The following is a 14,018-nucleotide window of genomic DNA, read 5'->3' as shown; positions in this document are numbered from 1 at the left end:
AAAAATGCAGCGAGCAACTAAAGCTCAACAGCTTCTGCTCGCTGGTTTTAATTTTTTTGGGAAAAAACTTAATTAACAGGAAAAATCTTATGCTTCAGAACCGCGATTATACACTCATCATTGACAAAAGCGGCAGTATGTACACGAAAGACCAGACGGGCGGTAAAAGTCGGTGGGCGCTCATGCAAGAATCGACGATCGCATTAGCGAATAAATGCGAAGAACTCGACCCGGACGGCCTAACAGTTTATTTGTTTTCCGGTCGCTTCAAGCGCTATGACAACGTAACATCAGCTAAAGTCGTGCAAATTTTCCAAGAAAACGAACCTTCGGGAACTACGAATTTAGCTGCTGTGCTGCAAGACGCCCTGAACAGTTATTTTCAGCGCAAAGCATCCGGTAAGACCAAGCAAAATGGGGAAACAATATTAGTGGTGACGGACGGAGAACCGGACGATCGCAAAGAAGTGATGAAAACGATTATAGAAGCTTCGCGGAAGCTCGATCGAGATGAAGAGTTGGCGATTTCTTTCATTCAAGTAGGGAATGCGCCGGAAGCGACTAAGTTTCTCAAGATATTGGATGACGAACTGCAAAGCGCTGGGGCTAAATTCGATATCGTTGATACTGTCACGATGGATGATATTGAAGGAATGACCCTGACGGAGGTATTGCTGAATGCAATAACTGATTGAGGAGGCGGGCGAAGTTTCGGTGAGTATATTGGGGCCAGTTTTCCCAGCAGCATTTTTTAGGGGGTTTAAGTTATGGAATCGATCGATCGCCTGTTAGGTGAACTTAAGGCAGAGTATCAAGCATCTCAAAAAATTGCTGAGTTGAAAAGTCAGGCGTCGGTGCAAGCACAAGCGCCGTCAAATCCAACATTTAAAACATCAGATATAAATTTGTATGCTAGTCCTTTGGATCGGGATTTAGCTCAAATTAAGGCTGAGTACGAAGCGCCAAATAAAGCTCAGGAAGCAGCTTCACAGGAACGGGTTAAGGCTGATCGCGAAGCACAAAATAAAGCTCAGGAAGTGGCTTCACTTGAACCGCGGCCAGCAGAAAAAGTCGCGGGGCCGCAGTTGGAGGTACAAACGCACAGACAGAAAGTTAGGCAAGCTCAGGTTTGGCTGAAAAAGTTGGATAAGAATTCCGATGAGGGATATTGGTTCGATCAGTTTGCTTTTAAGTATTCTTCGAGGATAGATGCAGCGATCGACTATTTGCAAGCTGTGAATGAGTTTGATTGATTCAACTACACGGTATTCACAATTTGTAAGGACGTTTTTTGGTTAATTGCCATCTCTATTTGTTGTAAGGACACGGCAGTGCTGTGTCTTTACAAAGCGTAAAATAAATATCATTTGTATCACGCTGGGTTTAGGATACGGCAGTGCCGTATCCCTACAAATGGCTAGCAAATAAATATCATTTATAGGAACACAGCACAGTTACTTCCTGTGGCTGCGACAACCACGGGGAGGATTGATCCTACACTAATTTTTGGGACACAGAGGTAGGATTCAGCAGAGACAAAGCTGCCTTTTTTGCTGTATCTTCAGATAGCTGAATTTGTATTAACTCAACAATACCTTCACTGATAAAAGTATCTCTCAAAGCAGCTTTTTCTCCGCTGTTAAAAGTCGTTTCGTAAAACACTTCTCGAATTCCAGCCGCAATGACTAATTTCAAACAATAGATGCAGGGTTCTAAAGTGACGTAAATACTAGCCCCAGCAGTAGATATACCGTGTTTAGCAGCTTTGGCGATCGCATTTGCTTCAGCGTGAACCGCCCTTGATGGCAAAATTTTGCTGGCGTCGCAACTACTCAAACCAGGATAGCAGAAGCCTTGAGTTGTACAGTGTGCCGAACCTGACGGCGAACCGTTATAACCCGTGGCTAAAATTTGCCTATCTTTAACTATTACCGCACCTACGGGAAATGCCAGACAAGTCGATCGAGTTGCGGCTAATTTTGCCAACATTAAAAAGTATTCGTCCCAGTTTGGTCTTTGAAGGGGTTCGTAGTTGTCTGGTGTATTGTCCATTTAAAATGTAGAATTATAACTGTATTGAGATAATTGATTTATGGCGAGATTCCAGTCGAGCCAAATCCATTATCTCCCCTAGAGCTGGTACTTAACATTTTTACTTCTTCAATTTCCACGTGAATTACCGGCGCGATTACCATTTGAGCAATTTTCATGCCTTTTGTCACTTGAAAAGAAGTTTGACCGTGATTGATTAAGATTACTTTGATTTCGCCTCGATAGCCCTCATCTATTGTTCCTGGTGCATTGAGTACAGTGATTTGGTGCTTGAGAGCTAAACCGCTTCTGGGACGAATTTGAGCCTCTGTTTTTTGGGGTAATTCTATGGATATGCCTGTATTAATTAACTGGCTTTTTCCCGGAGTAATTTCTAATTCATCTATAGAAAATAAGTCCAGTCCAGCATCAGTATCATGGGCATACTGCGGGATTATCGCTAATTCATGCAGTTGCAGAATTTTTAGTTTCATTTTGTTTCTTCCTTCTACCTTCTACCTTCGGCTACAGCAGATTCCACGTTTATGAAGTATACCCCATATCGCTCAATCCCCGTAGGGACAAGGCACGGTGCGGTGTCCCTACTACACTTCATAAACCTGGAGTACGCTGTATATTACGGCGCTAGCCTTGCTTTTCCCAGACGAGTAGTTGTGTACCAATTGGCAATGTCCGGTGCCCAATTCTCAAAATGAGGCCACATCATTTCGCAGAGTTTTTGAATTTCCAGTTGAGCATTTTTCTTATTTCTCAAGTCAGAAAAATGCAGGAAAGACCTTAAATTGAAACTGACTACAAAATGCTGACGGTAGTCAAAGGGTAATTTGCCTCTGGCGTGTTCCTCGGACATACCGGCGTCGAAGTCAATTTTATAACGTTTAGCGGCTTCTAGACACCACTCTAAATCTTTTTGTCTTTGTTCGGGAGAATAGTAGTATTTTTTGCCTTCGCGGTCTGTATAATAATCTACTGGACGTAGGTAAAAAATATCTTCTATGTCTTTTTTGCCGACTGCTGCATCCAGGAATTGATTGCCTGTATAACGCAGAGATTGCACATCAAATGATACTCCTACACGATGTGTCCTGGCTTGCTGCATGACACTGTGGGGAAAGTAGCCGCAATTAAAAATAATTTGGGGATGTTCTAAGGGGCCGTAATGCCCCCGATCGCCTGCGAGGAGCCTTTTGATGATAATTTCGCCACATTCTGCGTCTGAGGGCCAGGAATCGCGATCGTCAAATACGAAATTCTCCGTATAGTCTTGATGGAGGGCTGCGTAAATTACTTGCTGAGGATTTGGTGTTTGAGAAATAACTTCTACTCGAAATCTATCCATATATATTTTTATTTTTGAAGCTCGCTATAGTTAAAAAATTTAACATTTTAAATTATTTCATAAGATGGCATTCTTGGCAAGTTTTTCAAGCTAATAATTCGTTCACAGCTACGCTAAAACCTGAGTCCTAGTAAAGTTACCCGATCGCAGCATATTCTTGAGGTTGTAGATGTTTGCCGTTAGCGCAGCCCTCGAAGAGGATCGCACTTTTTACTGTCCAGCCGCTGACAATGGCTGTTTGCCCCGTTCCGCAAATTAATTGATTTGGTTTGTATAGGGGTTTGTACTCAAATTTATTGACGAGATTTGTGGCTGTCATGGTTTACCGTTTTTTGCACCGGGTACTACTATATCAATAGTTTGGATAGTTTGAAGGGGCGATCTGGCGGAACACTTCGAGAGATCGGATAGAATGCAGCCAAGGAATAAAGCACCTTTAATGATGCTCATCTTCCTGTTGTGAACCACTTCTTTGTAGCTTGTTTCATCGACTTCAGTGCCGTGTGATGCGGCGATCGCACGGGCCAATGACAACTGCTCACTCTCTAGATAGCTCCTCATCTCTCAAATTCTGTTTGAGCGGAATTTGAATTACAAATTCCGTGCCTTCTCCAGAGTGTGAGCTGCAACTTAAAGTGCCCTGATGCCGATCGGTGACGATCTGATAACTCATTGCCAGCCCCATGCCAGTGCCACTTCCAACCGGCTTGGTTGTAAAGAAGGGGTCAAAGATTTGCTGTTTGATAGCTTCTGGAATGCCGATGCCGTTGTCCCCAATTCGGATCTGGGCCCGACTCTCGTCGATGAGGGCCGTATGAATGGAGATTGCGGGAGTCATTTGTTTTCCCTGCTTAAACGCAATTTCAATGGCGTCAATGGCGTTAGATAAGATGTTCATAAAAACCTGATTGAGCGGTCCCGGATAGCACTCCACCAGGGGAAGAGAACCATAGTTTCGCAGGATTTCTATTCCTGGATGATTCGGCTTGGGCTTCAGACGGTTGCCCAGAATAGCCAGCGTGCTATCAATGCCATCATGAATATTGATTGATTTAACTTCTGCTTCATCCAGCCGAGAGAATGTTCGTAATGCTAAGACAATGTCTTGAATTCGTCGCGCCCCCTCTTTCATTGATTCGATCAGCTTAGATAGATCGTTAACCATAAAATCTAAATCCATCGCCTTTGACTGCTGTGCGATCGCTGCTGGAGGTTCGGGGTAATGAGTCTGGTAGGCTTGCACGAGTTTTAAGAGTTCTTGAGTGTATTCATCGGCATGACTGAGATTGCCATAGATAAAATTCACTGGGTTATTAATTTCATGGGCAACTCCGGCAACTAGCAGCCCCAAACTCGACATTTTCTCGCTTTGAATCAGTTGAGTCTGGGCCAGTTGTAGTTCTCTCAGGGCAGTTTCAACTTCATCCTTTGCCGCTTTTAGCTCAGCCGTGCGTTCTTCGACTCGATGCTCTAATTGTTCATTGGCTTGTTCCAGCGTGTTAAATGATTCCTGTAACTGTTGAGCCATGCGGTTAAACGACTGCGTGAGTTGTTGCAACTCATACACAGATGATTCTGTCACCGCTTGGCTCAGAGTTCCGGCAGCCATTGCCGAAGATGCTTGATTGAGCTGCAAAATCGGTTGAGTAATCCAGCGAGTGGTGAGTATGCCAATTCCCAGAGAAATAGCTAGCGCCAGTAGACTTAACAAAATCGTACTTTGAGTATTGGCATTAATTTGTGCCATAAAGTCTGATTCTGGAACGGTGACAACCACCAGCCAGTCAATCCCCCTGCCATCCCGAAAAGGAGCAACTTGCACGAACTGGCGTTCACCTTTAATAGAAAACTCAAGCTGCTGAAATCCCTGGATCTGGTCAAAATCTTGAAACTTCTCTAGCAAAAACTGGCTGGTTTTCTGAGTGGTGGAATTTTCGCTATCGATCGCATTGAGTCGTTCAACCCGCTCTTCTGGCAGTTGCACAACTTTGTCTGGATAATATCGGAACGGTTTTTCGCCTGTAGAGGTGGCAATCATTTCTCCAGAACGTTCCAGAATAAAACTTTGTCCGGTTGTTCCTATTTTGAGGCTTCTGAGAAAATCCCCAATCATTGACAAGTTTAAGCTCGCCATCCACACGCCTTGCAGCTCACCTGCCTGGTTGTATACGGGTTTGCCAGGCGCAATATACATCGTTTTGCCACTGACGTGCCGAAACACTTTTCCCCAGGTTGCTTCCCTCTGCTGGACTGGAATTTTGTAGTAAGGCCGTTGGTGTGGCTCAAAGTTCGGCTCGCCAGCGCTTATGACTTCGAGTCGTGAGCCGCTTGAGTTAGTACGGTAGGTGATCAGCGCACGGTTACTTTCTACTTCAGAAGTGCGGATCACGATCGCACCATCATCTTGCCGCTCAGCACCAAAAAACTCTTGATTGGTTGTAATGAACGCTGTCAGGCTGAGATTCCTAAAAGCAGGAAGTTGTCGCCACAGGAACTTCTCTATATCCCTTCCGTTATTAAGGTCGATCCGGTTTTGGCTTCGTGCAGCTTCATAACTTTCAAACGCTTGAAAAGGAGTGGCAACCAAGTGAGTTAGATTTTGTGCGATGCGTGAGCTCGTTTCGTGGCGCAACTGAGCTGCTACATCGTTCACTGCCTTCTGTCCGTTCCTGAAGGAAAGATAACTGATAATACCCACTGCGCCCACCGTTTGAACAACAAATGGGACAATTAGAATCGCCTGTAATGGCACTTTAAAGAGCTTCGGGAAGGAAGGAGGCGATGATTCATCTGGCATACTGGCATTGTTCCGTTAATGATATCTATAACAAAGGTTGAGTTCAGCGGCCGCAGATCGCCTTTGCAGCATCACCCATCATCTTTATACTGCCGCTGCAACGATTTCTTATGCTGCGTCAACGCAGATCTTTGCCTGAAGGTCTTTTACAGCGATCGCCTTCACGGGAATTGAAATCACAAACTCTGTACCTTCACCTAAATTAGAGTTTACTTCTAGAGTTCCAGAGTGTTTCTGGACTACTATTTGACGAGCGATCGCCAATCCTAGCCCTGTTCCTTGCCCCACGCCTTTGGTGGTAAACAGATGCTCAAAGATTTTTGGCTTCACCGCATCCGTCATGCCAATCCCATTATCCTGAATTCGGATCGCTGCCTGAGATTCCGACAATTGGGTTTTGACAGTAATCTGGTTGGGGTTGGCTTTGATCTGAGCAAAACTGCGTCCTTTATTTGATTCTTCAAGGGCATCGATCGCATTGGCCAGCAGATTCATAAATACCTGATTCAACTGTCCGGCAAAGCATTCTACCTGCGGCAGATCGCCATAATCTGTGATGACTTGAATTTCCGGGCGAGATTCGTTGGCTTTGAGGCGATGTTTGAGAATCAAGAGCGTGCTGTCAATCCCGTCGTGAATATTGTAATGAATGGGGCGATCGGAATCCGAACGGGAGAAGGTTCTTAAACTGGTACTGATTGTGCGAATGCGATCGACTCCTTCTTGCATCGAATCGATCAACTTGGGTAAATCCTCTTGCAAGTATTCCAAATCTATTTCCTCCACGACTGCCTGTAGCGAGGCACTTGGACAAGGGAGTTCTTTTTGGTAGAAATCTATCAGTTTAAAGAGGTCTTTAATATAGTCTTGAGCGGGTTTCAGATTGCCAGCAATAAAGCCAAGCGGATTATTAATCTCGTGCGCGACACCCGCCACTAAATTGCCCAAAGCAGACATCTTTTCGGTGTGGACTAACTGAAGCTGAGACTGTTGCAGTTGTGTGAATGCTGCTTCTAAATCAGCCGTTTGCTCAGCTACACGCTGTTCGAGATTTTTAGTTAGCTGCCGTAGCTGCAAATGAGTTTTCACCCGTGCCAGCACCTCTTGTTCTTGAAAGGGTTTGGTGATGTAGTCCACAGCACCCAGAACAAATCCTTTCACCTTACTGTCGGCATCGGAGAGAGCGGTCATAAAAATGATCGGAATACTGGCTGTTCTGGGATCTGCTTTCAGACGTTGGCAGGTTTCAAAGCCGTCAATTCCTGGCATTTGAACATCGAGCAAGATCAGATCGGGAGGATAAGCTTGGACTCTCTTAAGAGCGCGATCGCCATCGATCGCGGTTGCTACTTCGTACCCCGCATCACTTAAGGTTTCACAAACCACTTCTAAGTTTGCAGGGGTATCATCCACCACCAGAATTAATTCAGGACTAGACATCGGCTTTCTCCCTTGTGAGGTGTTGTTTCAGCAAGTCTTCAATCTCTTCGGCTTTAAATTGCTTCGCAAGTTGAATAACTTGTGAGGCAAAACTAGCGTAGTGAGGGTTAGAGCGAGCAATCTGCTCTGTGTGTTCTCGGAGCCGTTTTAAATTGCCTTTTTGAGCCATTTCTAGTAACGTCTTTAACTCCACAGTGGCAGGAAAAATAGTTATCTCTGAATTTTGTAATCCAGTCGTCGGAGTGGCTGGCTGAGAATTACTTGATGTCGTTTCATATTTCCACTCCAAATTTAAATGAGTGGCTAAGAGGTTAAATAATTCACTAACTTCCACTGGCTTTGCTAAGAAATCATTTGCCCCGGCATCTAAACTCATCTGTCGATCGGCTTGTGCGACTGATGCAGAAGAGACAACGATCTTCTGGTGTTGCAAATCATTGGCACTGCGAATTTGTTTGAGCAGTTCAAAGCCGTCCATCACTGGCATCACCAAATCTGTAATCGCTAAGTCAGGTTGAGACTGTCGGATTTTTTCCAATCCTGCTTGTCCATTTTCTGCCTCACTAAGTTGGAATCCTAGTGGCTCTAACAAGTTGACGAGAACGGCTCGGTTTTCCCAACGATCGTCTACCACAAGTATGCTGCGTCGTTGTCCTTCGTAACCAATAATTTGTTTTCCTGTTGTGAAGGAGTTTTGCTGTGCCCAATCGGTGGCGATCGCCAGTTCCACCTCAAAAAAGAACTCACTGCCGACTCCGGGTTGGCTCTTAACTTGGATCTGTCCGTTCATGAGTTGGACAATTCTTTGGCTGATCGCCAGTCCTAAACCCGTGCCCTCGGCTTGGCGCTGGCGATCGCCGACTTGTTCAAAAGCCTGAAAAATTTGATCCAATTGATCGGGCGCAATTCCTACGCCCGTATCTTCAACTTGAAATTTGAAAGAGCGAGTGGACGGATTGGAATGATTCTCAACTACGGCAACCTCGATCGTAACAGCACCTTTGTCGGTGAATTTAATCGCATTTCCCAGCAAGTTGAGTAATACCTGACGCAGCCGTTTTTCATCGGCAAAAACCCCTTCCGGCAACTGCGGATCGGGATTGTAAACGAAGTCAATGCCTTTTTGGTCAGCACGAATGCGGCAGATTTCAGCCACACCTTGGAGGAATGAGGGAAAGTGAATCGCTTTAGGTGTAAGTTCTAGTTTGCCGGCTTCAATTTTGGACAAGTCCAACACATCGTTAATCAGCGTCAGCAAATGAGAACCGCACTGGTAAATGACCTCTACCCCATGACGTTCTTTTGCTGGCAATGCGCTGCTGCGATTGAGGATTTGAGCATAGCCCAAAATGCCGTTGAGGGGAGTGCGGAGTTCGTGGCTCATGTTGGCGAGAAATTCGCTTTTTGCTTGGTTCGCGCTATCGGCTACCAGTTTTGCTTCTTTCAGTTCTGCGGTGCGTTCCTCAACCCGACTTTCCAGTTTAATAAAGGAGGTTTTGAGTTGACCTGCCATCTGGTTAAAGGAATCTGCCAGCGATTCTAATTCACTAATGCCTTGCACCTGAAGTGTTTGGTCTAACTGTCCGAAGCTAATAGCCTGACTGGCTTTTTGTAGCTGCAAAATCGGTTTTGTAATCCAACGCGAAGTTAACAAACCCAGTATAGTCGTCACCGCCAAAGCCCCTAGACACAGCAAAATGGTGGTGCGAGTATTGGCATTGATTTGTGCCATAAAATCTGATTCAGGCACCACAACGACGCTCAACCAGTCGATCCCTCGTTCGTCTTGAATGGTTGAAACTTGAACAAACTGCCGCTGATTTGCCAGCAGAAAATCAAGCTGTTGACTTTGTTGAATGGCGGTAAAGTTGCCAAACCGATCGAGGATTGCTTGCGCTGTGGCACGAATTACAGAATTTTCAGACTTCTCGGCGGGAATTTGTTGCAAATTATCATTTTTCAGGTCAATGATGTAAGGCTCTTTGATAGTTGAACTTGCAATCAGATTACCCGAGCGATCGATAATAAAAGTTTGACCCGTCTGCCCTACCTTTAGCTCACTCAGAAAGCGATGAATCTTGCTAGTCCGAAAGACACTATTTTGAACCCCCAACAACGTTCGATCCTCGCTATAGATTGGCTGGCATAGGGAAATTGCAGACTCTTTAGTTGCCTTGCCTATGAAGGGCTTTGTCCAGGCTGGTTTTCCGGTTTCCTGTGCAAGCGTATACCAACGTCGTTTCAGTGGGTTAAAATCTGGTTGAGTTTCGATCAGGGCAATCTGTTGACCTCGATCGTCTAGGCTATAAATTGAGCGCTGCGGGAGATTCGCTTTGCTACCAATCCGAGAAACGATACTTCCATCTATTAGCTCCTCTATCGACACGCTCGTACCGTCAGGCTTGGCAATCGTCATTTGTTCGATGAGGTCTTGCCTGACTAACAGCCAGAGCATCTGCTCCAGTTTCGCTACATCGGTTAAATCTAACTGTTTCTTCTGAGCCGCAGCCACAATTACTTGTCCGGCAATATAAGGTTTTTCCAAATAGTTCAGAACTTGCAGGTTGAGGCGATCGCTCATCTCTTGTCGTAACTGACTGGCAACATCATTGACTGCCTTCTGTCCATTTCTCAGAGAAATATATCCGGTTAATCCAACTGCTGCAAAGATTTGTAGAACAAACGGGACAATCAAGAGCGATCGCAGGGAAAGTTTGCGCTTAAGTTTAAATAGATTCAGGGATGAGTTTGGCACAGACATGGTAGTGGCTTCTCTAGAAAATAGACTTGAGGAATTGCTAGCTTGATGTTCAATCCACCTTGGTAGAGCTTTCAAGGTGCTTAAATACCTGGCTAGACACCGACGCTAACAATTAATGTCGTACCTCCAACGAGCAGTCGCATTAGTAAGTTGCGAGTGGTTTTCTTTTGTCACGGAAGTACAACAATCGCTGAGTTGGTTGATGTGCCGTTGGTTGGTGGAGTGGCTGGGAGGCTGCGATCGGCTCGGATCTGTTAGCCGACTTTTTTTTGTAGTAAATCGGGCGATCGTTCTGGCTCAAGTTTAAAGGCGATCGCACTCCACCCGCAATCTCTCAACCCAATTCCAATCGAAGACTACCGCTTACACAAAATCGCAGAGAAAGCCTATGGATTCTAGTCGTGAGATTAATCTACTTACCGTTTAAGGTCAGTCATTTTCAGTCTAAACCGCATTCCCCTAATCCGATCTCTTAGCACAACTGGTTTGATTTCTCACTTCTCGATCGCAATTTTTATTTAATAATTCTTTCTCTTCTTGAGTGACGCGAAACGTAATAAATACATCGGGCTTGGGCATTGACAGATACCACAGCTAGAGATACCTTAATTATACTGGTTAAAGTATTGAACTACTTTACCCTCTAGAAACAAGTCAGTATTTGTAGGTTCTGGAGAAAAATAATTAACTGTGAAGCCCCGCGCTGCGACTTCTTTTGCAAACACCCCTGTTAACTGCTCTACTGCAGCTTTGGTTGCTGAGTAAACGCCATAAGTCGGCAACATCAAACGGGTAACAGACGCAGAAAAATTGATTTCGTCCACGATCGTCAAGCCGAGTTGCGGCCTCTTACAAACCTAGAAAAACGCCTTTGACGTTGATTTGGAAAAGCGCAACGTTAGATTGAGAGCGCGATCGACTGTATCAATACTTTAAAGTTACCTTGAGTTCTATCTTAAACTCGCTTTGTTCGATCCCACCTTCTCATTAACCTATTTTTTAAGCTAAAGTTTCTCACCTTTAGTTTTTAATTTTTTACTTTTAATAAATTACTTTAACAAATTACTCAAGCCAACAATTCACCCACAGCTACGCTAAAACCTGCAAGCACACTTTGAGTGTTAACAACTTCATCGGCATTAAACAACCGCCAGCTTTGCCCTGCATTCACAAATATTAATCTAGCTTCAGGAAACAGCAACCAAACTTCTAAACATCCCGATTCCAAATATTCTTGAGCTTTTGCAAATAACTCTTCGCCGCTATCTTCCGGGGAAGCAACTTCTGCTATCAAAGGAAAACTTTGGGAAAATGCTGTAAAATTGCCTGATTCTGGCAACAATTCAGGAGTAATGTAAGCAACATCGGGACGGCGACCCTGTTTGTTAGTGCGGCAAAGGACTTCTGTAACAACTTCTCCTCCCAGTCCGCTGGAATTTTTGTAATTTCTCCAGGATGTAGATAATTTAGATTGAGCGAGACCGTGCTTGAATGTCATTCCTGTTTTCTCCAATAAGTTGCCGTCAACCCATTCCATTCTATCAACAGGCTTGACTAAAAACTCTTCTAGAGATATGACTTTTTCTCGCTCAGATTCAGGGTGAATTTCGGGTATATTTTCTAATTTTTGATGAGATTCTGGTTCTGAGTTTTGGTCGGCATTTTTGGGTATAATTATAGTAGCTGTCATGCTCGCAACCTCTCTTTAACGATTATAATTGTACAAGCGATCGCTCTCGATCGCATCTTTACGATCTTATGGAATTTGGTAGATTTTGTCTGTTCAACTTAGCCCAATAATTTATATATCATAGCAATTGAGAAAGGTGACTTTCATGATTCTCTCAAACCGTTTTTCTGAAGCCCTCACCTATGCCGCCGAATTGCACGCTACCCAACTTCGCAAAGGTTCGGGCGTTCCCTACATTGCCCATTTGTTGGGCACTGCTAGTATAGCTTTAGAATATGGGGCAAATGAAGATGAGGCGATCGCAGCTTTGCTTCACGATGCGATCGAAGATCGAGGCGGCCCCACCACCCGCGAAGCCATCCGCCACCGCTTTGGCGATACCGTCACAGCGATTGTAGACGGCTGTACCGACAGTGACGAGACGCCGAAACCCCCTTGGCGTCAGCGAAAACAAGCTTATATCGATCGCATTTCTACAGCTTCTGCCTCAGTGAGATTAGTCTCGGCTGCTGATAAACTTTATAATGTTCGATCGATCCTGAAAGATTCCCGTCAATTGGGTGACGTTGTTTGGGAACGCTTCAAAGGCGGCAAAGAGGGTTCTCTCTGGTATTATCGTTCTTTAGTAGAAGCATTCCGCAAAGCTGAGTTAACGCCTATAGTGGAAGAATTAGACCGCACAGTTTTAGAATTTCAACAGTTTTCTGAAGGCTGAAGACTGAAGGTAAAAATCACTAATTATCAATTACCAATTACAGTCACAAAATGGCAAATGTTCGCTTAGAAAATATTACCCGACGCTACCAAAACGTCACCGCGATCGAAAACATCAGCTTCAAAATCCCGGACGGGGAATTTTGGGTATTAGTCGGGCCCTCCGGCTGCGGGAAATCCACAATTATGCGGACAATTGCCGGCTTAGAAACCGCAACTTCCGGCAATCTTTACATCGGAGATAATTTAGTTAACAACATTCCGGCCAGACAGCGGGATGTAGCAATGGTGTTTCAAAATTACGCGCTTTACCCGCACATGACTGTCGCAGAAAATCTGGCTTTTGGATTGCGGATGCGGAATGTTGACCCGACTAAAATTCAAGAACGAGTCGAAACAGTGGCCCGATCGCTCTCGATAGACCACCTCCTCAAGCGTAAGCCCAAACAGCTATCAGGCGGACAGCAGCAGCGGGTAGCACTGGGAAGGGCGATCGCCCGCGAACCGAAAGTATTCCTTTTAGATGAACCGCTTTCTAACCTCGACGCTCAACTGCGAGACGACACTAGAGCCGAACTAAAACAACTGCATCAACGGCTGGGAATTACCACAGTTTACGTCACCCACGACCAAGTGGAAGCGATGACTTTAGCTGATAAGATTGTAGTTTTAAATGGAGGAAAAATTCAACAAATTGGAGACCCGCAAAGCATTTATGCCAAACCAGCTAACCGCATGGTTGCCACATTTTTAGGCAATCCCGCCATGAACATTTTGCCTGTAATATATACTAACGAATCCTTTCAAGTAGGAAATCAAGCTTTAGCCTGTCCGCCCTCGATTCAGAAAAAATTGCAGGCGAGAGAAGGACAAGGATTTGATTTGGGCATCCGTCCAGAAAATATAGAAATCTTTACCCCACAAACAGTAGAAGATGATGATTTGAAAACCGATGTTTGGGCTTTAGAAAAAGTTCCTCTTGATGTAGAGGTAAAAGTAGTGGAACCTCTGGGGCGAGAAACTTTAATTCGGGCTAGTTTGCCTTTGGTGAGCGCGGAAACTAATGTACAGTTACAAATACCTGCGAGTGTTCGCTTGCGATCGGGCGATCGCCTGAAGGTACAGCTTGACTTCGATCGACTATTTATATTTGACCCATCCACAGGTGAGGCGCTTTATCCTTAACTCGATTGAACCTAAAATCTGGAAATCTCAAATCTTAAAT

The 14,018-nt window shown here is 44.8% G+C and carries 15 protein-coding genes; 5 read left to right on the top strand and 10 right to left on the bottom strand.

What is annotated here, in order from left to right; genetic code table 11:
- Positions 1-89 precede the first annotated feature (89 nt).
- Together QUA20_RS04795 and QUA20_RS04790 are read left to right on the top strand one after the other, a co-directional pair.
- Positions 90-695, top strand: a complete 606-nt coding sequence (locus QUA20_RS04795) for a VWA domain-containing protein (RefSeq protein ID WP_333185934.1) — start codon at positions 90-92, stop codon at positions 693-695.
- Between the two features lie 72 nt (positions 696-767).
- Positions 768-1,253, top strand: coding sequence for a salt stress protein, Slr1339 family (locus QUA20_RS04790; RefSeq protein ID WP_333185931.1), 486 nt, complete (start codon positions 768-770; stop codon positions 1,251-1,253).
- A gap of 241 nt (positions 1,254-1,494) precedes the next feature.
- Here QUA20_RS04790 and QUA20_RS04785 read toward each other — a convergent pair whose 3' ends face one another.
- The 8 genes from QUA20_RS04785 to QUA20_RS04750 form a co-directional block, all read right to left on the bottom strand.
- Complete coding sequence (locus QUA20_RS04785; protein WP_333185929.1) at positions 1,495-2,052, bottom strand: dCMP deaminase family protein; 558 nt, start codon at positions 2,050-2,052, stop codon at positions 1,495-1,497.
- 38 nt (positions 2,053-2,090) lie between these two features.
- Complete coding sequence (dut, locus tag QUA20_RS04780) at positions 2,091-2,525, bottom strand: dUTP diphosphatase (RefSeq protein WP_333185926.1); 435 nt, start codon at positions 2,523-2,525, stop codon at positions 2,091-2,093.
- Between the two features lie 143 nt (positions 2,526-2,668).
- A complete protein-coding gene (thyX, locus tag QUA20_RS04775) occupies positions 2,669-3,391 on the bottom strand; it encodes an FAD-dependent thymidylate synthase (protein ID WP_333185925.1) in 723 nt (240 codons plus the stop codon).
- Positions 3,392-3,527: 136 nt separating this feature from the next.
- Positions 3,528-3,710, bottom strand: coding sequence for a hypothetical protein (locus QUA20_RS04770; RefSeq protein ID WP_333185922.1), 183 nt, complete (start codon positions 3,708-3,710; stop codon positions 3,528-3,530).
- Positions 3,707-3,925 (bottom strand): hypothetical protein, encoded by a 219-nt coding sequence (locus QUA20_RS04765; RefSeq protein ID WP_333185919.1) that lies wholly within the window; start codon positions 3,923-3,925, stop codon positions 3,707-3,709. The genes QUA20_RS04770 and QUA20_RS04765 overlap by 4 nt, the downstream gene beginning before the upstream one ends.
- Before the next feature lie 4 nt (positions 3,926-3,929).
- Positions 3,930-6,044, bottom strand: coding sequence for an ATP-binding protein (locus QUA20_RS04760; protein ID WP_333185916.1), 2,115 nt, complete (start codon positions 6,042-6,044; stop codon positions 3,930-3,932).
- Between the two features lie 252 nt (positions 6,045-6,296).
- Positions 6,297-7,628 (bottom strand): response regulator, encoded by a 1,332-nt coding sequence (locus QUA20_RS04755; RefSeq protein WP_333185914.1) that lies wholly within the window; start codon positions 7,626-7,628, stop codon positions 6,297-6,299.
- A complete protein-coding gene (locus QUA20_RS04750) occupies positions 7,621-10,389 on the bottom strand; it encodes an ATP-binding protein (protein ID WP_333185912.1) in 2,769 nt (922 codons plus the stop codon). Before QUA20_RS04750 ends, QUA20_RS04755 begins: the two co-directional genes overlap by 8 nt.
- A 115-nt stretch (positions 10,390-10,504) precedes the next feature.
- Here QUA20_RS04750 and QUA20_RS04745 point away from each other — a divergent pair, with 115 nt between their 5' ends.
- Positions 10,505-10,696 (top strand): hypothetical protein, encoded by a 192-nt coding sequence (locus tag QUA20_RS04745; RefSeq protein ID WP_333185910.1) that lies wholly within the window; start codon positions 10,505-10,507, stop codon positions 10,694-10,696.
- 298 nt (positions 10,697-10,994) lie between these two features.
- Here the strand turns inward: QUA20_RS04745 and QUA20_RS04740 are convergent, their stop codons facing one another.
- Positions 10,995-11,213 (bottom strand): SDR family oxidoreductase, encoded by a 219-nt coding sequence (locus QUA20_RS04740; protein WP_333185907.1) that lies wholly within the window; start codon positions 11,211-11,213, stop codon positions 10,995-10,997.
- Positions 11,214-11,455: 242 nt separating this feature from the next.
- Positions 11,456-12,079: a Uma2 family endonuclease gene (locus QUA20_RS04735; protein ID WP_333185904.1), complete on the bottom strand. Its 624-nt coding sequence runs from the start codon at positions 12,077-12,079 to the stop codon at positions 11,456-11,458.
- Between the two features lie 145 nt (positions 12,080-12,224).
- Here QUA20_RS04735 and QUA20_RS04730 point away from each other — a divergent pair, with 145 nt between their 5' ends.
- Together QUA20_RS04730 and QUA20_RS04725 are read left to right on the top strand one after the other, a co-directional pair.
- Positions 12,225-12,794, top strand: a complete 570-nt coding sequence (locus QUA20_RS04730) for an HD domain-containing protein (protein ID WP_333185901.1) — start codon at positions 12,225-12,227, stop codon at positions 12,792-12,794.
- A 50-nt stretch (positions 12,795-12,844) separates the two neighbouring features.
- On the top strand, positions 12,845-13,978 hold the full coding sequence (locus QUA20_RS04725) for an ABC transporter ATP-binding protein (protein ID WP_333185899.1): 1,134 nt from the start codon (positions 12,845-12,847) through the stop codon (positions 13,976-13,978).
- The last annotated feature ends 40 nt before the right edge of the window (positions 13,979-14,018 follow it).

The organism is Microcoleus sp. Pol7_A1 (assembly GCF_036701085.1).
Taxonomy (GTDB): domain Bacteria; phylum Cyanobacteriota; class Cyanobacteriia; order Cyanobacteriales; family Microcoleaceae; genus Microcoleus; species Microcoleus asticus.
The sequence above is the reverse complement of the archived record's forward strand: the minus strand, read 5'-3'. Positions and strand labels throughout refer to the sequence as shown.